This window comes from Burkholderia sp. Ac-20384 (assembly GCF_017104605.1).
GTDB lineage: Bacteria > Pseudomonadota > Gammaproteobacteria > Burkholderiales > Burkholderiaceae > Burkholderia > Burkholderia lata.
Map to the genome: position 1 here is coordinate 1 of NZ_JAAGPE010000181.1, position 20365 is coordinate 20365.

General features: G+C 65.6%; 23 protein-coding genes and 1 pseudogene. 12 read left to right on the forward strand and 12 right to left on the reverse strand.

Annotation, left to right across the window (positions count from 1 at the left end):
- Nucleotides 1-217: 217 nt before the first annotated feature.
- Nucleotides 218-1504 (reverse strand): D-amino acid dehydrogenase, encoded by a 1287-nt coding sequence (locus G3O00_RS27200; protein WP_011351352.1) that lies wholly within the window; start codon nucleotides 1502-1504, stop codon nucleotides 218-220.
- Between the two features lie 145 nt (nucleotides 1505-1649).
- Between G3O00_RS27200 and G3O00_RS27205 the strand changes: the two genes are divergently transcribed.
- Nucleotides 1650-2138, forward strand: a complete 489-nt coding sequence (locus G3O00_RS27205; RefSeq protein WP_011351353.1) for an Lrp/AsnC ligand binding domain-containing protein — start codon at nucleotides 1650-1652, stop codon at nucleotides 2136-2138.
- Nucleotides 2139-2228: 90 nt separating this feature from the next.
- Nucleotides 2229-3416, forward strand: a complete 1188-nt coding sequence (locus tag G3O00_RS27210; RefSeq protein ID WP_206144869.1) for a PA0069 family radical SAM protein — start codon at nucleotides 2229-2231, stop codon at nucleotides 3414-3416.
- A gap of 49 nt (nucleotides 3417-3465) precedes the next feature.
- Here G3O00_RS27210 and G3O00_RS27215 read toward each other — a convergent pair whose 3' ends face one another.
- Entirely contained in the window at nucleotides 3466-3933 is a 468-nt protein-coding gene (locus G3O00_RS27215; RefSeq protein ID WP_069249241.1) for a TM2 domain-containing protein, read from the reverse strand.
- Nucleotides 3934-4042: 109 nt separating this feature from the next.
- Nucleotides 4043-5182: a PQQ-dependent sugar dehydrogenase gene (locus G3O00_RS27220; RefSeq protein WP_206144870.1), complete on the reverse strand. Its 1140-nt coding sequence runs from the start codon at nucleotides 5180-5182 to the stop codon at nucleotides 4043-4045.
- Between the two features lie 153 nt (nucleotides 5183-5335).
- On the opposite strand from G3O00_RS27220, the gene rpsP reads away from it, so the two are divergent.
- From rpsP to G3O00_RS27250, 6 genes are all read left to right on the forward strand, one after another.
- Complete coding sequence (gene rpsP, locus G3O00_RS27225) at nucleotides 5336-5590, forward strand: 30S ribosomal protein S16 (protein ID WP_006476550.1); 255 nt, start codon at nucleotides 5336-5338, stop codon at nucleotides 5588-5590.
- Between the two features lie 42 nt (nucleotides 5591-5632).
- Complete coding sequence (gene rimM / locus G3O00_RS27230; protein WP_206144871.1) at nucleotides 5633-6310, forward strand: ribosome maturation factor RimM; 678 nt, start codon at nucleotides 5633-5635, stop codon at nucleotides 6308-6310.
- 1 nt (nucleotide 6311) lies between these two features.
- A complete protein-coding gene (gene trmD, locus G3O00_RS27235) occupies nucleotides 6312-7106 on the forward strand; it encodes a tRNA (guanosine(37)-N1)-methyltransferase TrmD (protein ID WP_011351358.1) in 795 nt (264 codons plus the stop codon).
- Nucleotides 7107-7239: 133 nt separating this feature from the next.
- A complete protein-coding gene (gene rplS, locus G3O00_RS27240; protein WP_011351359.1) occupies nucleotides 7240-7632 on the forward strand; it encodes a 50S ribosomal protein L19 in 393 nt (130 codons plus the stop codon).
- Nucleotides 7633-7719: 87 nt separating this feature from the next.
- A complete protein-coding gene (locus G3O00_RS27245; RefSeq protein WP_206144872.1) occupies nucleotides 7720-8406 on the forward strand; it encodes a CoA pyrophosphatase in 687 nt (228 codons plus the stop codon).
- A 120-nt stretch (nucleotides 8407-8526) separates the two neighbouring features.
- Nucleotides 8527-9465: a CobD/CbiB family protein gene (locus tag G3O00_RS27250; protein ID WP_011351361.1), complete on the forward strand. Its 939-nt coding sequence runs from the start codon at nucleotides 8527-8529 to the stop codon at nucleotides 9463-9465.
- Between the two features lie 64 nt (nucleotides 9466-9529).
- On the opposite strand, the gene G3O00_RS27255 is transcribed toward G3O00_RS27250, so the two are convergent.
- The 3 genes from G3O00_RS27255 to G3O00_RS27265 all read right to left on the reverse strand — a co-directional run bounded on the left by G3O00_RS27255 (nucleotide 9530) and on the right by G3O00_RS27265 (nucleotide 12111).
- Nucleotides 9530-9847: a DUF2007 domain-containing protein gene (locus G3O00_RS27255; RefSeq protein WP_206144873.1), complete on the reverse strand. Its 318-nt coding sequence runs from the start codon at nucleotides 9845-9847 to the stop codon at nucleotides 9530-9532.
- Nucleotides 9848-9913: 66 nt separating this feature from the next.
- Nucleotides 9914-10855, reverse strand: a complete 942-nt coding sequence (gene rsgA / locus G3O00_RS27260) for a ribosome small subunit-dependent GTPase A (RefSeq protein ID WP_206144874.1) — start codon at nucleotides 10853-10855, stop codon at nucleotides 9914-9916.
- Nucleotides 10852-12111: a M48 family metallopeptidase gene (locus tag G3O00_RS27265; RefSeq protein WP_206144875.1), complete on the reverse strand. Its 1260-nt coding sequence runs from the start codon at nucleotides 12109-12111 to the stop codon at nucleotides 10852-10854. Before G3O00_RS27265 ends, rsgA begins: the two co-directional genes overlap by 4 nt.
- A 117-nt stretch (nucleotides 12112-12228) precedes the next feature.
- On the opposite strand from G3O00_RS27265, the gene orn reads away from it, so the two are divergent.
- The gene (orn, locus tag G3O00_RS27270; RefSeq protein ID WP_206144876.1) at nucleotides 12229-12849 is read left to right on the forward strand and encodes an oligoribonuclease; all 621 of its coding nucleotides are present in this window, start codon (nucleotides 12229-12231) and stop codon (nucleotides 12847-12849) included.
- Between the two features lie 16 nt (nucleotides 12850-12865).
- Here the strand turns inward: orn and mog are convergent, their stop codons facing one another.
- On the reverse strand, nucleotides 12866-13486 hold the full coding sequence (gene mog, locus G3O00_RS27275; protein ID WP_206144877.1) for a molybdopterin adenylyltransferase: 621 nt from the start codon (nucleotides 13484-13486) through the stop codon (nucleotides 12866-12868).
- The gene (yjgA, locus tag G3O00_RS27280; RefSeq protein ID WP_277396355.1) at nucleotides 13467-14072 is read right to left on the reverse strand and encodes a ribosome biogenesis factor YjgA; all 606 of its coding nucleotides are present in this window, start codon (nucleotides 14070-14072) and stop codon (nucleotides 13467-13469) included. The genes mog and yjgA overlap by 20 nt, the downstream gene beginning before the upstream one ends.
- Nucleotides 14073-14199: 127 nt before the next feature.
- On the opposite strand from yjgA, the gene pmbA reads away from it, so the two are divergent.
- Nucleotides 14200-15570: a metalloprotease PmbA gene (gene pmbA, locus G3O00_RS27285; protein ID WP_206144878.1), complete on the forward strand. Its 1371-nt coding sequence runs from the start codon at nucleotides 14200-14202 to the stop codon at nucleotides 15568-15570.
- Nucleotides 15571-15652: 82 nt separating this feature from the next.
- Here the strand turns inward: pmbA and G3O00_RS27290 are convergent, their stop codons facing one another.
- The 3 genes from G3O00_RS27290 to G3O00_RS27300 all read right to left on the reverse strand — a co-directional run bounded on the left by G3O00_RS27290 (nucleotide 15653) and on the right by G3O00_RS27300 (nucleotide 17269).
- Nucleotides 15653-16153 (reverse strand): dihydrofolate reductase, encoded by a 501-nt coding sequence (locus G3O00_RS27290; protein ID WP_174934565.1) that lies wholly within the window; start codon nucleotides 16151-16153, stop codon nucleotides 15653-15655.
- Nucleotides 16154-16425: 272 nt separating this feature from the next.
- Nucleotides 16426-16749: a hypothetical protein gene (locus G3O00_RS27295; protein ID WP_174934567.1), complete on the reverse strand. Its 324-nt coding sequence runs from the start codon at nucleotides 16747-16749 to the stop codon at nucleotides 16426-16428.
- A 283-nt stretch (nucleotides 16750-17032) separates the two neighbouring features.
- On the reverse strand, nucleotides 17033-17269 hold the full coding sequence (locus G3O00_RS27300; RefSeq protein WP_241025353.1) for a hypothetical protein: 237 nt from the start codon (nucleotides 17267-17269) through the stop codon (nucleotides 17033-17035).
- Here G3O00_RS27300 and G3O00_RS27305 point away from each other — a divergent pair.
- Entirely contained in the window at nucleotides 17249-18646 is a 1398-nt protein-coding gene (locus G3O00_RS27305; RefSeq protein WP_011351371.1) for a sigma-54 dependent transcriptional regulator, read from the forward strand. The genes G3O00_RS27300 and G3O00_RS27305 overlap by 21 nt on opposite strands.
- Before the next feature lie 41 nt (nucleotides 18647-18687).
- A complete protein-coding gene (locus G3O00_RS27310) occupies nucleotides 18688-19659 on the forward strand; it encodes a thymidylate synthase (protein ID WP_011351372.1) in 972 nt (323 codons plus the stop codon).
- 102 nt (nucleotides 19660-19761) lie between these two features.
- Here G3O00_RS27310 and G3O00_RS43510 read toward each other — a convergent pair.
- Nucleotides 19762-20365, reverse strand: a pseudogene (locus G3O00_RS43510) (hypothetical protein); the annotation flags it as partial.

A 20365-nucleotide genomic window follows, 5' to 3' on the forward strand; every position in this document is an offset into this window, starting at 1 on the left:
TGCGAAGATCGCGATCGCGCAATGCTATGCGGAGCACGTGCTGGTGCAGGCAGGCGCATTCGAAGCGTCGATCGTCGGCACGAAGGGCAACGAGGGCGTGCTCGCGTTGACGGAAGACCAGTTCTGATTCCGCCACGCATCCGGTGAAACGAAAAAGGCGCCCCGAGGGGCGCCTTACTCATGCTCGCCTGCCTGCATTGCTGCAGGCAGCCGCGGCTTATGCGTATGCCGGGCGCGTCTGGCCGGCCACGTCCTTCAGGTAACGATGCACCGACAGGTCGTCGGCCTGGATCGCGGGCATCTTGCCCGAGATCAGGTCGGCGAGCAGTTGGCCCGAGCCGCACGACATCGTCCAGCCAAGCGTGCCGTGACCGGTGTTCAGGAACAGGTTCGACACCGGCGTGCGACCGACGATCGGCGTACCGTCCGGCGTCATCGGGCGCAGGCCCGTCCAGAACGTTGCCTTCGACGTGTCGCCGCCGCCCGGGAACAGGTCGTTCACGCACATTTCGAGCGTTTCGCGGCGCGCGGCACGCAGCTTCTTGTCGAAGCCGACGATTTCCGCCATGCCGCCGACGCGGATGCGCTGGTCGAAACGCGTGATCGCGATCTTGTAGGTCTCGTCGAGCACGGTCGACACGGGCGCGGCCGCTTCGTTGACGATCGGCGCGGTGATCGAATAGCCCTTCAGCGGGTAGACGGGGATCTTCATCAGGTTCGAGATGAAGCTGGTCGAGTACGAGCCGAGCGCGACGACGTATGCGTCCGCGCGCACCGTCTCGCTGCCGCATTGCACGCCGGCGATCTTGCCGCCCGCGATTGCGAGTGCATCGATCGGCGTGTTGTAGCGGAACTTCACGCCAAGCGATTCGGCGAGCGCTGCAAGGCGCGTCGTGAACAGCTGGCAGTCGCCCGTTTCGTCACCCGGCAGGCGCAGGCCGCCCGTCAGCTTGTGCGAGACGGCGGCAAGCGCCGGTTCGGCTTTCTTCAGGTCGGCCGGCGACAGCAGTTCGAACGGCACGTTTGCTTCCTGCAGGACGGCGATGTCCTTCGCCGCGCCGTCGAGTTGCTGCTGCGTGCGGAACAGTTGCAGCGTGCCGCCCGTGCGGCCTTCGTACTGGATGCCGGTATCGGCGCGCAGCGCCTGCAGGCAGTCGCGGCTGTATTCGGCGAGGCGGACCATGCGGCCCTTGTTGACCGCATAGCGCTCGGCCGTGCAGTTGCGCAGCATCTGGTACATCCACTGGAGCTGGAAGCGCGTGCCGTCGAGGCGGATCGCGAGCGGCGCGTGTTTTTCGAACATCCACTTGACGGCCTTCAGCGGCACGCCGGGTGCGGCCCACGGCGCGGCATAGCCGGGGGAGATCTGGCCTGCGTTCGCGAAGCTCGTCTCAAGCGCCGGGCCGGCCTCCCGGTCGATCACCGTGACTTCATGACCGGCGCGCGCGAGGTAATACGCGCTTGCCACGCCCACCACACCGCTGCCCAGAATGACGACTCGCATAGCTGCTCCAGATGGAAGGGACCAGATCGAGGCCGGGCGCACCTGCGTCTCCGTGTAACCTCTAGCTGATCTAGTTTTTTGCGCTATGGTATTGTCGAATGTGTAGGTTTTGTTATCGTATTTTTCAGGTTTTCAGCATAAACAAATGAGAACGCAACGTCAGCCCGTACGCTCGCTCGACAAGCTCGACCGACGCATCCTGAAACTGCTCCAGGACGACGGCCGGATGGCGATGAAAGACCTCGCGGAACAGGTTGGACTGACCGTCACGCCGTGTATCGAGCGTGTGCGGCGCATGGAGCGGGATGGCGTGATCACCGGCTATCACGCGCGGGTCGACCCGCACCAGCTGGATGCCGCGCTGCTGGTGTTCGTCGAGATCACGCTCGGCCACAAGGGCGGCAACATGTTCGAGCAATTCCGCCGGGAAGTGATGAAGATCGACGAGGTGCTCGAGTGTCATCTCGTGTCCGGCGATTTCGACTACCTGATCAAGGCGCGGATCGGCGAGATGGCCGACTACCGGAAGCTGCTCGGCGACATCCTGCTACAGTTGCCCGGCGCCGTGCAGTCGAAGAGCTATGTCGTGATGGAAGAAATCAAGGAGACGCTGACGATCGCCGTGGGCGACTGACGCGTCTGCGGCAGGCTGTCGGGCCCTTTATCCCGCCCTTGGCATGCTGCGCCCAATACTGTATAAATGTACAGTATTGGGCGCAGGCGAATGGGTGGGCACATGGACGATCGATCCGACAACGAATTTCCGGTAGCGCCGCCCGTGCCCCGCAAGGGGCGCGGCGCGGTCGACAACCTTCAGGGGCGATACGAAATCGCGCAGCGCGAAGCGGTCGACGACGGCTGGACGCACGAATCGGACGATACCGATTTCCCCGCGCCGCTGCGCACGCAGGTCTTCGAGGAGCGTGCGAAGAGCATCCTGACGCACAACCAGTCGCCCGACATTCCGTTCAGCGTATCGCTCAATCCGTATCGCGGCTGCGAGCACGGCTGCATCTATTGCTTCGCGCGGCCGACGCACAGTTATCTCGGCCTGTCGCCGGGGCTCGATTTCGAAAGCCGCATCTATGCGAAGGTCAACGCGGCCGAACTGCTCGAGCGCGAGATTTCACGCAAGCGCTACGTGCCGGAGCCGATCGCGCTCGGCGTCAACACCGATGCCTACCAGCCGGTCGAGCGCGACCTGCGCATCACGCGCAGCGTGATCCAGGTGATGCACGATCGCGGGTTGCCGTTCGCCGCGATCACGAAGTCGTCGCTGATCGAGCGCGATCTCGACCTGCTCGCGCCGATGGCCGAACGTGGGCAGGTGATGGCGGCGGTCACGATCACGACGCTCGATGCCGATCTCGCGCGCACGCTCGAGCCGCGCGCGGCAACACCGGCGCGCCGGTTGCGCACGATTCGTGCGCTGAGCGAGGCGGGCGTGCCGGTCGGCGTGAGCATTGCCCCGGTGATTCCGTTCGTCACCGAGCCCGACATGGAGCGCTTGCTCGAGGCGTGCGCGGAAGCCGGCGCGACGCATGCGAGTTACATCATCCTGAGGTTGCCGTGGGAAGTCGCGCCGCTGTTCAAGAACTGGCTTGCCGCGCATTTTCCCGATCGCGCGGAGCGCGTGATGAACCGCGTGCGCGACATGCGCGGCGGGAAAGATTACGACTCGGATTTCTCGAAACGGATGAAGGGCGAAGGGATCTGGGCCGACCTGCTGCGGCAGCGCTTCCGCCAGGCCGTCAAGCGGCTCGGGCTGAATGAGCGCACGAACGGCATTCTCGATCTGTCGCAGTTTCGCGGTGCGCCGGCCGCCGCCGCGCCGGCGCCGCGTGTTGTTGTTCGTTCAGCCGGCACGCGGTCGGCGCAACCGCGCGACGACATGCAATTGAACCTGTTCTGACCGGCGTGGTGAACCGGCTCGGGGCGCCGGTGCGTAGCGGCCGTTACGCTTACTGCGAAATCTGCTTGGCCGCTTCGACCTGCGACTCGAAATACGTCTGGAACGACAGCGCGAGCGCGGTCATCAGCAGGAACGCGCCGATCAGCAGCGAGAAGATCACCACGAAGATCACGGTCCAGCCCGACTTGCTGTGCTTGCCCGTCTCCGCATTGAATTGCGCGTCCCATTTTTCGTCGGGGCGCAGCCCGTAGACGAGCGCGGCGAGGAACGCTGCCAGCAGCGAGATCGCGCCGGGAACCGCGAGCCACCAGCCGAGGCTGGCGCTGCGCTGGGTCGCGGCGAGCAGGAGGAAGCCCGGGATGCCGACGATCGTTGCGAGCAGGTGTGCCCAGCCGAACACGTCGCGAAAGCCATACAGATAGAAGCGGTGCGCGCCGAGCGATCCGAACAGGAACGCGAGGGCGGCGGTGAGCGTCTTGGAGCGAAAGCGGCGGGACGGTGCGGTGCTGCTGGACATGGATGGCGGCGTATTGTCGTTGGCATGGGCGGCCGGCGGGCCGGCGCGGGCGCGCGGCCCGGCACGCATTCTACGATGCCCGGTCGGGCCCGGTCACCCCTGTCCTGCGTCAAGGTGCCGCATAGGTCACGCGGTAGATCGCGCCCGCGTAGTCGTCGCTGACGAGCAGCGAGCCGTCCGGCAGCGGCAACACGTCGGCCGGGCGCCCCCAAACCGTGCCGTCGGGCCGCAGCCAGCCCGTGACGAACGGGGTCTGGCGCGCCTGGCTGCCATCGGCCGAGACGACGACGCGCATCACGCGGTAGCCGACCTTCGTGCTGCGATTCCACGAGCCGTGTTCGGCGATGAAGATGTTATTGCGATACGACGCCGGAAACATCGGCCCTGTATAGAAGCGCATGCCGAGTGCCGCGACATGCGCGCCGAGTTTCAATACGGGCGGCACATAACGGCGGCATACGTCGGCGCTGCCGAATTCGGGATCGGGCGTGTCGCCGCCATGGCAGTAAGGAAAGCCGAAGTCGAGGCCGACGCGTGGCGCGCGGTTCAGCTTGTCGTCGGGCACGTCGTCGCCCATCATGTCGCGCCCGTTGTCGGTGAACCAAAGCTCGCCCGAATCGGGATGCCACGCGAAGCCGACCGTATTGCGTACGCCGCGGGCAACAACCTCGCTCCCGCTGCCGTCCGCCTTCATGCGTGCGATGATCGCGTAGCGGCTGCGATCGGCGAGACAGACGTTGCACGGTGCGCCGGTCGGCACATACAACTTGCCGTCGGGGCCGAACGCGATGAATTTCCAGCCGTGATGGTGTTCGGTCGGCAGCGCGTCGGTGACGACGGCGGGGGCGGGCGGCGTGGCGAGCCGGTCGTCGATATGATCGAGACGCAGGATGCGCGATACCGCGGATATATAGAGTGCGCCGCCACGGTAGGCGACGCCGACGGGCATGTCGAGCCCGGATGCGATCACGTAGCGCGCGCTGATCCGGCCCTCATGCATCACGAACGCATGCACGCGGCCTTCCCGTGTACCAACATACAGGATGCCGCGCGGCGACCACGTCATTTCGCGGGCGGTCGGTACCGCGTCGGTCAGCACTTCGACGTGGAAGCCGGGCGGCACGACGAGTTCACCCACCGGCAACGGCGCGGCAAACGCCAGTGCGGACGCGAGGCAGGCAAGGCCGGCAAGCAGCGCCGCAAAACGGTGCTGCACGCGGCGCATCGAGGCGGCGCGAAGGGGCGGCATGACGGTGTGGAACGTCCTGGACACGACGATTGTATGCCCGGCGGATAGCCCGCCTCCGGATTTTTTCCTCGTAAGTGTTTGTTGTACCTCTGGTTTCCGGCTATAATCGCGTGTTTCAGTAGTTTCGAACCCGGTTTTCCCGAAGGACATCATATGGTTATCATCCGTCTGGCTCGTGGCGGCTCGAAGAAGCGCCCGTTCTACAACATCGTTGCTACCGATTCGCGCAACCGTCGTGACGGCCGCTTCATCGAACGCGTCGGCTTCTACAACCCGGTCGCTACGAAGGGCGAGTCGCTTCGTATCGCTCAGGATCGTCTGACGTACTGGCAAGGCGTTGGCGCGCAACTGTCGCCGACCGTCCAGCGTCTCGTGAAGGAAGCGCAAAAGGCGCAACCGGCTGCCTAACATGGCACGGTGTGCCGGTCGTGCCGGCTTTGAGGTGCATTAATGGCGGGTCACGATTCCGGTAATGCAAGGCGCGGGCGTGCGTCGTTTGGCGCATTCGTCCGCAAGCCGGTCGAGCGCGACGCTGTCGCGAACGCCGGTCAGGCTGCCGAACAGGGCAGTCTCGAAGAGGCGCAAGCCTGGCCCGACGATGCCGTCGAGGTCGGGGCGGTGGTCGACGCCTATGGCCTGAAGGGCTGGGTCAAGGTGGCGACGCACGCCGACGCCGGTCGCGGCGGCGATGCACTGCTCAAGGCGCGCCACTGGTGGCTGGAACGCGGTGCGGAGCGGCTTTCGGTCCGCATCATGCAGTCGAAGGCGCACAGCGACACCGTCGTTGCGCAACCCGCGGGCGTCAGCGACCGCGATGCCGCGTTCGCTATGCGCGGTTTTCGCGTGTTCGTGCGCCGGGAAGATTTCCCGGCATTGGCCGCGGACGAATTCTATTGGGTCGACCTGATCGGTCTCGACGTCGTCAACGAGCAATCGGTGGCACTCGGGAAGGTGAGCGGGATGATCGACAATGGCGTGCATTCGATCATGCGTGTCGAGTATCCGGCGTCTGGCAAAGACGGTCAGCCGACCACCGACGAGCGGTTGATTCCGTTCGTCGGCGTATACGTCAAAACGGTGGATCAGGCGGCGCGTCGCATCGTCGTCGACTGGGAAGCCGATTACTGAAATGAACCAGGTTACCGAGAGCGCGGTGCAGTTCGATGTCGTCTCGCTCTTTCCCGAGATGTTCCGTGCACTGACCGACTGGGGGATCACCAGCCGGGCCGTCAAGCAAGGGCGCTTCGGGCTGCGCACCTGGAATCCGCGTGATTTCACGACGGACAACTACCGTACGGTCGACGATCGTCCATACGGCGGTGGTCCGGGCATGGTGATGCTGGCCAGGCCGCTCGAAGCCGCGATCGATGCCGCGAAAGCGGCACAGGCGGAACAGGGTATCGCGAGCACGCGTGTCGTGATGATGTCGCCGCAGGGCGCGCCGCTCACGCATGATCGTGCGGTGCGGATGGCGCAGGAGCCCGGTGTCGTCGTGCTGTGCGGCCGCTATGAAGCGATCGACCAGCGCCTGCTCGATCGTTGCGTCGACGAGGAAATCAGCCTCGGCGATTTCGTCCTGTCCGGCGGAGAATTGCCAGCGATGGCGATGATGGATGCAGTCGTGCGGTTGCTGCCTGGTGTGCTGAACGATTCGCTGTCGGCCGTGCAGGACAGTTTCGCCGACGGCCTGCTCGATTGTCCGCACTACACGCGCCCCGAGGAATACGACGGCGTGCGCGTGCCGGACGTGCTGCTCGGCGGGCATCATGCCGAGATCGAGCGGTGGCGGCGCCAGGAAGCATTGAGAAATACGTTGCGGAAGCGGCCGGACCTGATCGTCCGGGCGCGCCGCGAGAAGTTGTTGAGCCGTGCCGACGAGGCGTGGCTTGCGAACCTCGCACGCGAAGCGAAGGACGCCTCCTGAGGCGGCTGCGCGAGCGGGAATTGGCGGTGCCGTGCATGCGTGCGCGGCGCCTGATGTGAATCCATCCTCTATCGGGGCCAGGCCTGGAAGCAGGCGGGTGCCAACGCCGACACGATGGCATAAGGAGTCAGTAATGAATCTGATCGCAAAACTTGAGCAGGAAGAAATCGAGCGCGCGCTCGCCGGCAAGACGATCCCCGAATTCGCCCCGGGCGATACGGTTATCGTGAACGTGAACGTGGTTGAAGGTAACCGCAAGCGCGTTCAGGCTTACGAAGGCGTCGTGATCGCGATTCGCAGCCGTGGCCTGAACTCGAACTTCATCGTCCGCAAGATCTCGTCGGGCGAAGGCGTCGAGCGTACGTTCCAGACGTACTCGCCGCTGCTGGCAAGCATCGTCGTGAAGCGCCGCGGTGATGTGCGTCGTGCGAAGCTGTACTACCTGCGCGAGCGTTCGGGCAAGTCGGCTCGTATCAAGGAAAAGCTGGTGTCGAAGGATCGCACCGCAGCAGCTTCCCAAGAGTAAGAGCTGTAAGGAAAAAGCACCCAACCGGGTGCTTTTTTCATTCTGGCGCGAGAATATGCTCGATACGACACGAACCCGAGAGCCCCATTGAATCGCCGCCCCATCATCGATCCCGAAGTCCTGCCGGTCGAAGGCACCGGCGCCGGCCTGCCGGCTATCGATTCCCGACTGATGACGCCGTCCGGCCTGCGCGACCGATTCGCGCGCACGCTCGAATGGAGCGTCGAGCCTGGCGAAGCGAGGCTGCAGAAGGGCGTCGACCTGCGTAGCGCGGCCGTTCTCGTGCCGCTGGTCGTTCGCGAGTCCGGCCTCACCGTGCTGCTGACCCAGCGCGCCGACCACCTGAACGACCACGCCGGACAGATCAGCTTCCCCGGCGGTCGTCGCGAACCGTTCGATCGCGATGCAACCGCAACCGCGTTGCGCGAGGCGAAGGAAGAGATCGGGCTGGCCGACAAGCGCGTCGAGATCCTTGGCGCGCTGCCCGACTACCTGACCGGTACGGGCTTCTGCGTGACGCCGGTAGTTGGCCTCGTGCATCCACCGTTCACCGTGCAGGCCGACACGTTCGAAGTGGCCGAGATTTTCGAGGTGCCGCTCGAGTTCCTGATGAATCCCGCGAACCATCAGGTCCGTGTGTTTCGCTGGGAAGGCGGCGAGCGTCGTTTTTTTGCGATGCCCTATCCGAATGGCGAACCCGGCGGGCATTACTTCATCTGGGGCGCAACTGCCGGCATGTTGCGCAATCTGTACCGCTTCTTGGCCGCCGGCTAGGCGCACACGGCGTCTGGGGCGCGCGGCCGGCCGCCGGGCGACCGCACCGGCAGCCATCCGGTGCTTACGCTGTGCTATCGTTATGCAAAAAATGACATAACTCCGAAGACGGCGCCACGCATGACTTTCTTTTCGGTTCTCCTCGCCCTCATCATTGAACAGGTCCGCGCGTTGTCGCCGAACAATCCGGTGTTCGCGCTGTTCCAGTTTCATGCGGAAACCGTCGCGCATGGTCTCGACGCAGGCAAGCAGAAGCACGGCATCCTCGCCTGGCTGGCGGTCGTGCTGCCGTGGGTGCTGATCGTCGCGCTGATCTATTTCCTGCTGTTCAAGGTGAGCTTCGTGCTCGCATTCATCTGGAACGTCGTCGTCGTGTATTTCACGCTCGGCTTCCGTCAGTTCAGCCATTACTTCACCGACATCCACCTCGCGCTCAATAATGACGACGTGCCGCGTGCACGCGAAATCCTGCACGAGTGGACAGGCATCGACACGGTCGACATGCCGGTCGGCGAAATCGTTCGCCATACGCTGATTCACGCCGTTGTCGCATCGCATCGCCACGTGTTCGGCGTGTTCTTCTGGTACGTGCTGCCGATCGGCCCGGCCGGCGCCGTGCTGTACCGGATTTCCGAATACCTCGCGCGCAGCTGGTCGACGCCGGGCGACGACCGCACGGCGGCCTTCTCGACGTTCGCGCAGCGCGCGTTCTTCGTGATCGACTGGATTCCCGCGCGATTGACCGCGCTCGGCTTCGCGATCGTCGGCAATTTCGAGGACGCGATCTATGCGTGGCGCAACCACACGCGCCAGTGGCCCGATCCGAACGATGGCGTCCTGCTGGCAGCCGGCAGCGGCGCGCTCGGCGCACGTCTCGCCGGGCCGCTCGCGGAACCGTCGAGCCTCGATGCGCTGGCAGTTGGCGACAGCGGCCCGCTGACGGTCGGTGACGATTGCACGCCGCGTACGCTGCAATCCGCGGTCGGCCTCGTCTGGCGCGCGGTGATCCTGTGGATGATTCTGCTGCTGATGCTGACGCTCGCCGTCTGGGTGTCCTGACGGGGCAGTGCGGTACCCGATGAAAGGCAGAAGGCCGGCTTGAAGCCGGCCTTTTTGCTGTGGGTCAGTCGTCTAGCGGATCGCGCACGGCGCCGCATTGCCAGCACGCGGTGAACTGGGCTTCGAGCGCCTCGCCGCACTGCCGGCAGCACCACGGTGCGGCGCCGGCCGACGGGCCGTGCGACGCGGCATCGAGGAGCCGGCGCGCGAGTGCGTCGTCGCGTTCGTCGTCGAGCCACAGTTCGGGCGTGCACGCGTCGGCGGGCAGGCCGCCGAGTGCGCCGGTTGCGTAGCAGTTATGCAACTCGCAACCGATGCCGGCCACCTGAAGCACGTTGGCCCAATGCTGCGCCGTCGCAAGATCGGGTGCCTTGAAACGCATCGCGGCTCCTGTCGGTGAAAGCCGGCCCGGACGGCACCGGCTGGCCGCCGCGCGCGTGCCGCGCGATCAGCGGACGATCTGGCTCGCCTCGTGCACGAGCTGCGCATACAGCGCATGCCGCGACGGTGCGATTCGGCCGTCGGCGACGGCTTCGAGAATCGCGCAGCCGGGTTCGTGCAGATGATGGCAATTATAGAAACGGCAGTCGGCGAGCAGCGGCAGGAACTCCGGAAAGGCGCGCTCGAGACGGCCTTCCGTCAGGTGGTAGAGGCCGAATTCCTGGAAGCCCGGCGAATCGATCAGCGCGCCGCCGCCCTCCAATGGGTAGAGGCGCGTGAACGTCGTCGTGTGACGGCCACTGTTGAGCGCGGCCGAAATCTCGCGCGTCGCGGCCTCGGCATCGGGAACGAGCAGGTTCACGAGCGTCGACTTGCCCATCCCGGACTGGCCGAGCAGGATCGTCGAATGCCCGGTGAGGTGCGGCATCAATTGTGCGCGCGCGTCGTCGGGCGAGCCCTTCACCGACAGCTCGAGCACGTCGTAGCCAAGGGCGCGGTAGGGTGCGAGGCGCTCGCGCGCGACCGGCAGCGCGGCTTCGACGTCGATCTTGTTCAGCACGACGAGCGGCTTCAGCTCGTTTGCCTCGGCGGCGATCAGCGCACGGCCGAGCAAGTCCTCGCTGAAGTAGGGCTCGGTCGCGAGCACGATCAGCAACTGGTCGAGGTTGGCCGCGAACAGCTTCGACTTGAACTGGTCGGAACGGTACAGCAGGTTGCGCCGTTCGCCGATCTCGACGATGACGCCCTGGTCGGCCGATGCGAGTTCGTACACGACACGGTCGCCGACCGCGATATCGCTCTTCTTGCCGCGCGGGAAGCACTGCAGCATCGGGCCGCCATCGTCAGGCGCGACGATGTAGTGGCGCCCGTGCGCCGCGATCACGCGGCCTTCGACCCGTTGCGCATTCGACGCGCGCGGGGCCGGCTTGCGGGAGGTCGGCCGGCTCATGCGTGCTGCATCAGGCGGTCGATCCGCTGCGACGCAGGCGGATGCGAGTAGTAGAAAGCCGTGTAGACGGGGTCGGGCGTCAGCGTCGACGCGTTGTCCTCATAGAGCTTCACGAGTGCGCTGACGAGATCCTGCGCGTCGGTCTGGCTGGCCGCGAATGCGTCGGCCTCGAATTCGTGCTTGCGCGACGTGAGGCTGCCGAACGGCGTCGCGAAGAACAGGAACACGGGAATCGCGAGGAAGAACAGCACGAGCGCGGCACCCGCGTTGCTCGTGTCGAGCGACGGCGTGACGCCGAGCCCCGTGTAAAACCACGTGCGTTGTGCAAGCCAGCCGAGCAGCGCGAGCAGCACGAGGCTCAGCACGAACGACACGAGCATCCGCTTCATTACGTGGCGGCGCTTGAAGTGGCCGAGTTCGTGCGCGAGCACGGCCTCGATTTCCTGGCCGGACAGGCGCGCGAGCAGCGTGTCGAAGAACACGATCCGCTTCGACGCGCCGAAGCCCGTGAAGTACGCGTTGCCGTGCGCGGAGCGGCGGCTGCCGTCCATCACGAACAGCCCCTTCGCCGCAAAGCCGCAGCGCTTCATCAGCGACTCGATGCGCGCGCGCAGCGCATCGTCCTTCAGCGGTTCGAACTTGTTGAAGATCGGTGCGATGAAGGTCGGATAGATCAGCAGGACAAGCATCTGGAACGCGACCCAGACGATCCAGGTCCACAGCCACCACAGGCTGCCGGCCTGGTTCATCAGCCACAGCACGACGAACAGCAGCGGCAGGCCGAGTGCGGCGCCGAGCAGCGAGTTCTTCAGCATGTCGGTAAAGAACAGCCGCTTCGTCATCCGGTTGAAGCCGAAACGCTGTTCGATCCCGAACTGTCGGTAATACTCGAATGGGACGTCGATGACGCTCGTGATCACGAGCACCGCCGCGACGAGCGCGACCTGCTGCCCGTAGCCGCGGCCGATCCAGCCGGTGAGCAGCGTGTCGAGTGCGCCGACGCCGCCGAGCAGCGTGAGGCCGACCAGCACGGCCGCGCTGACGACGATTTCGAGCATCGTCAGCCGGGTGCGCTCGACCGTATAGTCGGCCGCGCGCTGGTGGGCGGTCAGCGGGATGGTTGCGCTGAACTGCGCGGGGACGCTGTTGCGGTGCGCCGCGACGAAGCGGATCTGCCGCGACGCGAGCCACAGCTTGGTGACGACCATCGCGAGCACGGCGAGCGCGAACAGCAGGGTGAACGAAAAGGGTGACATCGAAGGCGCCAAAGGGTTCTATGCGAGAATTATATGTTCTTGCGGACCGGCCCCGCTGATGCGATGCCGGCCGCCCGGGCGGCGCCGCGCGCCGTCCGCCATTTTCCAGGATGACTCATGACCGATACCGCCGCTTCCACCAGCCAGCCCGCGCTCGTGCGCAACGAGTTGAACCTCGTCTGGCTCGACATGGAGATGACGGGCCTCGACCCGGATAACGACCGCATCATCGAGATCGCGGTCGTTGTGACCAATTCCACGCTCGACATCGCCGTCGAAGGCCCGGTGTTCGCGATCCACCAGAGCGACGAAACGCTCGCGAAGATGGACGACTGGAACAAGTCGACGCACGGCCGCTCGGGCCTGATCGACCGCGTGCGCGCGTCGACCGTGACCGAAGCGGACGCCGCCGAGCAACTGCAGGCCTTCCTCGCGCAATACGTGTCGCCCGGCAAGTCGCCGATGTGCGGCAACTCGATCTGCCAGGACCGCCGCTTCATGGCACGCTGGATGCCTGAATTCGAGCGGTTCTTCCACTACCGCAACCTCGACGTGAGCACGCTCAAGGAGCTGTGCCGCCGCTGGCAGCCCGCGATCTACAAGGGCTTCCAGAAGCGGGCAATGCATACCGCACTCGCGGACATCCACGAGTCGATCGACGAGCTGAAGTACTACCGCGAGCATTTCCTGATTCCGGCCGCGTCTGCTTCGGCCGGCGAGTCCGCGCCGGCCGCCTGAGCGGGCCGGCACACGCTTAGCGCGGTGCGCGCTGAGCGTTTTTCGGCCGGAACGCCGCGACCACCGCGGCGTCGGTCTCGATGTACGGGCCGCCGATCAGGTCGATGCAGTAGGGCACCGCGGCGAAGATGCCGGCGACGGTCGACTTGCCGTCGGCATCGCGCAGCCCTTCGAGCGTTTCCCGGATCGACTTCGGCTGGCCTGGCAGGTTGATGATCAGCGCCGCATGGTCGGCCGTCTCGCGGATCACCGCGACCTGCCGCGACAGGATCGCGGTCGGCACGAAATTCAGGCTGATCTGCCGCATCTGTTCGCCGAATCCCGGCATTTCCTTCGTCGCCACGGCCAGCGTGGCCTCGGGCGTCACGTCGCGGCGCGCGGGGCCCGTGCCGCCCGTCGTCAGCACGAGGTCGCATCCCGCGACGTCGACGAGCTCGGCGAGCGTGGCGGAGATCGTGGGCGCATCGTCCTGGATCAGGCGCGTTTCGGCGCGCCACGGCGACACCAGCGCGCCGGCGAGCCATTCCTGCAGCGCGGGAATGCCTTTGTCCTCGTAGACACCCGTGCTCGCGCGGTCGCTGATCGACACGAGGCCGACGACGAGCTCGTCCGGATGGTTAGGCTTCGTCGTCGTCATGGTCGTCTCCGGCGTCGTCCGCCGCTTCGTCGTCCGCATTGGACGTGCCGCCGGCGGTCTTGATCCACTGGAACAGCTCGCGGAAATAGCGCGGCGGCTTGCCTTGCTGCGCTTCCTTGCGTGCGTTGCGGATCAGCGTGCGGCCTTCCTGGATATCGGCTTCCGGGTGCTGGCGCAGGAATTCGGTTAGTGCGTCGTCGTTCGCGAGCAACTGTTCGCGGGTGCGTTCGATCCAGTGCAGGCGGGCAGTCGCGGCCTTGTTCACGCCGCGTTGCGCGTCGAGCGCGGTGCGCAGCGCGGCCGTCTCGTCGTCGGTCAGCGAGCGCATCACGCGGCCGACGTACTGGAGCTGGCGGCGCTTGCCTTCGTGATCGGTGATTCGGCGCGCCTCGCGCACGGCGTCGGCGAGGCTTTCGGGCATCGGCATGCGTTTCAGCGCGTCTTTCGGCAGATCGACGAGTGCCTGGCCGAGCACCTGCAGCTCGTGCATCTCGCGCTTCAACTGGGATTTGCTGGGGCGATCGTAGCCATTGTCGTCGTCTTCGGCGGCATGCTCGATCGGCTGGATTCGGGTTTTGCGTGTCATGGACGGCATTGTATCGCGCCGCGGACACCCCAAGCTTGTCGGTGCCCGGCCCCGGACCTTGCTATGATCGCGGGATACGCAACATTTTGAACATGCGGGCGCCCGCCCGCCACCGGATATCTAGACGATGGCAGCCAATCTCGACGTACAAGCGCGCTATTTCCCGCACACGCAGGACCAGCTCAAAGAAATCGCCTCGGACATCCTTCGCCATGCGAAGGCACTCGGCGCGACGGACGCCGCGACCGAAATCTCCGAGGGCGACGGCCTGTCGGTGTCGGTGCGCCGCGGCGAGGTCGAAACGATCGAGCACAACCGCGACAAGATGGTCGGCGTGACCGTGTTCATCGGCAAGAAGCGCGGCAACGCGAGCACGTCGGATTTTTCGCCGGGCGCGATCAAGGATACCGTCGCCGCCGCGTACAACATCGCGCGCTTCACGGCCGAGGACGAAGCGGCCGGCCTGGCCGAGGCCGAACTGCTCGAAACCGACCCGCGTGACCTCGATCTGTACCACCCGTGGGCGCTGACGGCCGACGAGGCGGTCGAACTGGCCCGCCGCGCGGAAGACGCCGCATTCGCGGTCAGCCCGCAGATCCGCAATTCGGAAGGCGCAAGCGTGTCGGCCCAGCATTCGCAATTCGTGCTGGCCACGTCGCGCGGCTTCCTGTCCGGCTACCCGTACTCGCGCCACTACATCGCATGCGCACCGATCGCGGGCAGCGGCCGTCACATGCAGCGCGACGACTGGTATTCGTCGAAGCGCAGCGCGATCGATCTCGCGGCACCCGAAGCGGTAGGCCGTTACGCGGCCGAGCGTGCGCTGGCGCGGATGGGCGCACGCCGCCTCGACACCCGCAAGGTGCCCGTGCTGTTCGAGGCGCCGCTCGCGGCCGGCCTGCTCGGCGCATTCGTGCAGGCGGTGAGCGGCGGCGCGCTGTACCGCAAGACGTCGTTCCTCGTCGACAGCCTCGGCAAGCCGGTGTTCGCACCGCACATCCAGGTCGTCGAGGATCCGCACGTGCCGCGCGCGATGGGCAGCGCGCCGTTCGACGAGGAAGGCGTGCGCACGCGTGCGCGCAGCGTCGTCACGGATGGCGTCGTCGAAGGCTACTTCCTGTCGACCTATTCGGCGCGCAAGCTCGGCACGCAGACCACCGGCAACGCGGGCGGCTCGCACAATCTCGCGCTGCGCAGCTCGAACACGCAGGCAGGCGACGATTTCGACGCGATGCTGAAGAAGCTCGGCACGGGCCTGTTGCTGACCGAGCTGATGGGGCAGGGCGTGAACTACGTGACGGGTGACTATTCGCGCGGTGCGGCGGGCTTCTGGGTCGAGAACGGCGTGATCCAGTATCCGGTCGAGGAAATCACCGTCGCGAGCACGCTGCAGGAAATGTTCCGGCATATCGTTGCGATCGGCGCCGATTCGATCGTGCGCGGCACGAAGGAAACGGGCTCGGTGCTGATCGAGCAGATGACGATCGCCGGGCAGTAAGCGGCGCGCGGCATCGGCCGCCATCAAACAAAAAGCCCGACCGGCATGAGCCGGTCGGGCTTTTTTCATGGCGCGTGATGTATCAGCCGCGCTTGCGCTCGTAGACGACGAACGCGTAGCCGAACGTGTTCGGCGCGGCCGCATGGTGCGCATCGCGCGACACTTCCTGCCACTGCGCGGCGTCGGGCGCCGGGAACGAGGCGTCACCGTCGAAGTCGGCATCGATCTCGGTGACGACCAGCTTGTCGGCGAGTGCGAGACCTTCCGTGTAGAGCTGCGCGCCGCCGATCAGAAACGCTTCGGGCACGCCGTCGCGCGCGGCGAGCGCCAGCGCATCGGCGAGCGACGTGACCGTGTCGCAGCCGTCGAAGCGACGCGTCGCGTCGCGCGTGACGACGATATTGCGGCGGCCCGGCAGCGGCCGGCCGATCGACTCGTGGGTCTTGCGGCCCATCACGATCGGTGCGCCCATCGTCGTGCGCTTGAAGAAGGCGAGATCTTCGGGAAGTTTCCAGGGCAACTGGTTGTCGCGGCCGATGATGCCGTTGCGGGCACGCGCGACGATCAGGGTCAACGTCGTCATGAAGGTCGGGGAAAGGAAAACCGGAATGGCGCCGATTCTACCGGAACGGCGGCGCGCGCCGGTTCCGGGTGCGCGTATCCGCTTCTGCACTGCGCGCCGCGACGCTCGAGGCAATGCGTCGCGGCGACGGAATGAATAAAAAGAGTGCCCGCCGGGGGACGGAGCACAAAAACCGTTTCGTGTTGCGAGATCGACGATGCCGGCATCCGATCGATGTCATCCGGCTCGCTCAAATCAATACGTCATCCTTATCAAATGAACCGGCTTGTGCATCATTGATGTGTGCTGCCTTGCGCGGTGCCTTCCATCGCGTGCTGCACGTCGCCCGGCTGCGGTGCCGGGAGCGGCATCGGCAATTGAGGCGGCGGGATTTCGTCCCACAGCGTCACCGACGTCCTGCCGGCCGGCAGCGGTTGCGGTGACGACACGGTCACGATGCCGAACCCGTTGCCGTGCTGCATGCTCGGCGCGTTGGCCGCAAGCAGCATGGCGCGATCCGGATTCGTGCTGTCGTCTGCGCGTGCGGGGGTGGGCGGGCCGGCGGCCGCGACCGCAATGGCCATCGGCACGAAAGAAAGTAAAAGATGTTTGCGCATGGTCGCTGTCTCCGACGGTTTCCATGTTCAGCGAAATGCATGCCATCGCGCCGGGACCGTTGTCGAGACTGCGATTCGTGCTCAAGCGTTGCGAATTGTGTCGGAAAACGACGGAAAATGTTTCAGGCCTGAAACGAGGGGGCTCGGGAATACTGCGGATTCAATCGATACGCTTCAAGGATGAAAATCGTCGCAAGTGTTGATGACAGAACGTATCGCTGCGCGGGTGCTATGTGCAGACGATTGACATTCATCGACCTCCTGAGCGATACGGCCGCGTCGCTCACCGCGCTGAAATCGGATTGTCGTATTCAGTGCCTATAACTAAGCTGTCTTGATCAAAATAACTGGACGCAAGATAAGCGCCATCATGCGAGGCTTTGTCGTCGCGCATCGGCATGGCGAATCGAGCCGCCTTCGGCTGACCCGATTCGATCCTTTTCGCACGTGATCTGGCGTGCACGGCAATCGTTAGACGGTTGATGAACGGGGTGAGCATATGGGAGCCGATCAGCGGCACGTGATCTACTATTCGCGCGAACCGAACGACGCGTTGCGCGGCCATTTCGACGAGTGCGGTTGGCGTGTCGATCTCGCGGAGACCGTGCGAGACGTACGGCGCGTCGTACAGCATGGTGTCGCAACGGCCGGGCTGCTCGATTTTTCGCCGGGCTTCAAGCCCTCGGACCTGCGCGAACTCGAAACCTGTCTGAGCATTCAGCACATCGGCTGGATCGCGGCGACGCGCCGCGGCCAGTTGCAGGACGCTACGCTGCGCCATCTCATCCGCGACTACTGTTTCGACTATGTGACGATGCCGTACGAGACGTCGCGGATCGTCGAGACCGTCGGTCATGCACACGGGATGGTTGCGCTGACCGAACCCGTTGCACCGCCCGTCGGCGCCGGACGCAGCGAAGGCGAAATGGTCGGGACCTGCGATGCGATGCTCGGGCTCTTCAGGACGATTCGTCGCGTCGCGGCAACCGACGCGCCGGTGTTCATCTCCGGCGAATCGGGTACGGGCAAGGAACTGACGGCGGTTGCGATTCACGAGCGTTCGTCGCGTGCGCAGGCGCCGTTCATCGCGATCAATTGCGGCGCGATCCCGTCGACGCTGCTGCAGGCCGAACTGTTCGGCTATGAGCGCGGCGCATTCACCGGGGCGAACCAGCGCAAGATCGGCCGCGTCGAGGCCGCCAACGGCGGCACGCTGTTTCTCGATGAAATCGGCGACTTGCCGCTAGAAAGCCAGGCGAGCCTGCTGCGCTTCCTGCAGGAAGGCAAGATCGAGCGGCTGGGTGCCCATGTGTCGGTGCCGGTCGATGTGCGCGTGATCTGCGCGACCCACGTTGACATGGAGGCGGCGCTGCGCGAAGGGCGGTTCCGCGAGGACCTGTTCCATCGCCTGTGCGTGCTGAAGATCGAGGAGCCGCCGCTGCGCGCGCGCGGCAAGGATATCGAGGTGCTCGCGCGCCACATGCTCGAGCGTTTCAAGGGCGATGCGCATCGTCGCCTGCGCGGCTTTTCCCCTGACGCGGTCGCGTCGCTGTATGGCTATTCGTGGCCGGGCAACGTGCGCGAGCTGATCAATCGCGTGCGTCGCGCGATCGTCATGTCGGAGGGCCGGATGATCACCGCGGCCGATCTCGAGCTGAACGACTTTGCGACGCTCGCGCCCGTGTCGTTGCTGGAGGCGCGCGAGGCGGCCGAACGGCAGGCAATCGAGCAGGCGCTGTTGCGACATCGCGGACGTTTCGCGGATGCCGCGCGCGAACTCGGCGTGTCGCGCGTCACGCTCTACCGGCTGATGTGCGCACACGGCATGCGCGACCGCGGCGACACGCTGGCAGGGTTTTCGGCGCCGTTACCGGAGCTTCCGCATCACGCTTGCTAAAATTGGCGGGTACGGCCGCCCTCGCGGCCGAAGGAACCCGCATGAAACAGTATCTCGACCTCGTTCGTACCATTCTCGATACCGGCACCTGGCAGGAGAACCGCACGGGGATCCGTACCATCAGCATGCCGGGCGCGATGCTGCGCTTCGACCTGCAGCAAGGCTTCCCGGCCGTGACGACCAAGAAGCTCGCGTTCAAGTCCGCGATCGGTGAACTGGTCGGCTTCCTGCGCGCGTCGCGCAGCGCGGCCGATTTCCGCGCACTCGGCTGCAAGGTGTGGGACGCGAACGCAAACGAGAACGCGCAATGGCTCGCGAACCCGTACCGCCAGGGCGTCGACGATCTCGGTGACGTGTACGGCGTGCAATGGCGCCAGTGGCCGGGCTACAAGGTGCTCGACGCGGGTGCCGACGCGCAGATCGACGATGCGACGCGCCGCGGCTTCCGGATCGTCACGCGTTTCGACGAAGACGGCGCGCCGAAGGTGCTGCTGTACAAGGCGATCGACCAGTTGCGCCAGTGCCTGGACACGATCATGGAGAATCCGGCCGACCGCCGCATCCTGTTTCACGCGTGGAATCCGGCCGTGCTCGACCAGATCGCGCTGCCCGCGTGCCATCTGCTGTACCAGTTCCTGCCGAATGCGACAAAGCGTGAAATCTCGCTGTGCCTGTACATCCGCAGCAACGACGTCGGCCTCGGCACGCCGTTCAACCTGACGGAAGGGGCGGCGCTGCTGGAACTCGTCGGCCGGCTGACGGGCTATACGCCACGCTGGTTCACGTACTTCATCGGCGACGCCCATATCTACGAGAACCAGCTCGACATGCTGCAGCGCCAGCTCACGCGCGAGCCTTACGACAGCCCGCGGCTCGAGATTGCCGAGCGCGTGCCGGAATACGCGAAGACGGGCGTCTACGCGCCCGAGTGGCTGGAGCAGATCGAGCCGTCCGATTTCTCGCTCGTCGGCTACCGCCACCATGAGCCGCTGACCGCGCCGATGGCGGTCTGATCGCGCGACTCGGGCCGCGCGGATGCATCGATCCGCGCCCCGCAGGAAAAAGGCCCGACCGGCTGATACCGGTCGGGCCTTTTTGTTTCACGTTTGCGGCACTTATTGGCGATGCCGCTCTTCGTGACCGCCTTGCGGCGGCGGGTTGCTCGGGTGTGGCGCCTCGACGTGCGGCGCCGGTTGCGGCCGCGGTTCCATGTGCGGTGCGGGCATCGACGGGCGTGGTTCCATGCGTGGCGCCGGTTGCGGTCGTGGCTCCATACGCGGCGCGGGTTGTGGCCGCGGCTCCATGCGCGGCGCCTGCGGCTGCGGGCGCGGCATGTCATGCACGGCGGGGGCCGGCGGACGGTACTCGTTCACACGTGGCGGCGCGACTTCGCGATGCGGCGCCGGTTGCGCGAATTCGGGGTGAGGTTGCGGCGCAGGGGCCGCCCGTTCCGATGGCGGTTGCCCATGCTGGGCCGGCGTCTGGAAATCGGGGCGCGGACGCGGCTGCGGAATCTGTGCCGTGTTGTCCAGCCGCGGCTGCGGCAGGGCGCGCGGCGCTTCGTTCCGGCTGCCGGGCTGCGCGCCCTGCGGCGTCGGCACGCCTTCCGGATGCGGCACCGCTGCGCTGCGCACCGGCGGCAGCGCATTCTGTCCCGCCGCGTGGAGCGCGGTCGGCGGAGCAGGGCGTTGACGTTCCATCGGTGTGTGCGGCTGCATC

Bases quoted from the DNA above. Each gene is read 5' to 3' on its own strand.
- G3O00_RS27210 (WP_206144869.1), top strand. From the start codon at position 2,229: ATGGGTGGGCACATGGACGATCGATCCGACAACGAATTTCCGGTAGCG.
- G3O00_RS27305 (WP_011351371.1), top strand. From the start codon at position 17,249: ATGGGAGCCGATCAGCGGCACGTGATCTACTATTCGCGCGAACCGAAC.
- rplS (WP_011351359.1), top strand. From the start codon at position 7,240: ATGAATCTGATCGCAAAACTTGAGCAGGAAGAAATCGAGCGCGCGCTC.
- yjgA (WP_277396355.1), bottom strand. From the start codon at position 14,072: ATGACACGCAAAACCCGAATCCAGCCGATCGAGCATGCCGCCGAAGAC.
- mog (WP_206144877.1), bottom strand. From the start codon at position 13,486: ATGACGACGACGAAGCCTAACCATCCGGACGAGCTCGTCGTCGGCCTC.
- G3O00_RS27290 (WP_174934565.1), bottom strand. From the start codon at position 16,153: ATGACGACGTTGACCCTGATCGTCGCGCGTGCCCGCAACGGCATCATC.
- G3O00_RS27200 (WP_011351352.1), bottom strand. From the start codon at position 1,504: ATGCGAGTCGTCATTCTGGGCAGCGGTGTGGTGGGCGTGGCAAGCGCG.
- G3O00_RS27265 (WP_206144875.1), bottom strand. From the start codon at position 12,111: ATGTCACCCTTTTCGTTCACCCTGCTGTTCGCGCTCGCCGTGCTCGCG.
- rpsP (WP_006476550.1), top strand. From the start codon at position 5,336: ATGGTTATCATCCGTCTGGCTCGTGGCGGCTCGAAGAAGCGCCCGTTC.
- G3O00_RS27295 (WP_174934567.1), bottom strand. From the start codon at position 16,749: ATGCGCAAACATCTTTTACTTTCTTTCGTGCCGATGGCCATTGCGGTC.
- rimM (WP_206144871.1), top strand. From the start codon at position 5,633: ATGGCGGGTCACGATTCCGGTAATGCAAGGCGCGGGCGTGCGTCGTTT.
- orn (WP_206144876.1), top strand. From the start codon at position 12,229: ATGACCGATACCGCCGCTTCCACCAGCCAGCCCGCGCTCGTGCGCAAC.
- pmbA (WP_206144878.1), top strand. From the start codon at position 14,200: ATGGCAGCCAATCTCGACGTACAAGCGCGCTATTTCCCGCACACGCAG.
- trmD (WP_011351358.1), top strand. From the start codon at position 6,312: ATGAACCAGGTTACCGAGAGCGCGGTGCAGTTCGATGTCGTCTCGCTC.
- rsgA (WP_206144874.1), bottom strand. From the start codon at position 10,855: ATGAGCCGGCCGACCTCCCGCAAGCCGGCCCCGCGCGCGTCGAATGCG.
- G3O00_RS27220 (WP_206144870.1), bottom strand. From the start codon at position 5,182: ATGCCGCCCCTTCGCGCCGCCTCGATGCGCCGCGTGCAGCACCGTTTT.
- G3O00_RS27255 (WP_206144873.1), bottom strand. From the start codon at position 9,847: ATGCGTTTCAAGGCACCCGATCTTGCGACGGCGCAGCATTGGGCCAAC.
- G3O00_RS27250 (WP_011351361.1), top strand. From the start codon at position 8,527: ATGACTTTCTTTTCGGTTCTCCTCGCCCTCATCATTGAACAGGTCCGC.
- G3O00_RS27205 (WP_011351353.1), top strand. From the start codon at position 1,650: ATGAGAACGCAACGTCAGCCCGTACGCTCGCTCGACAAGCTCGACCGA.
- G3O00_RS27215 (WP_069249241.1), bottom strand. From the start codon at position 3,933: ATGTCCAGCAGCACCGCACCGTCCCGCCGCTTTCGCTCCAAGACGCTC.
- G3O00_RS27310 (WP_011351372.1), top strand. From the start codon at position 18,688: ATGAAACAGTATCTCGACCTCGTTCGTACCATTCTCGATACCGGCACC.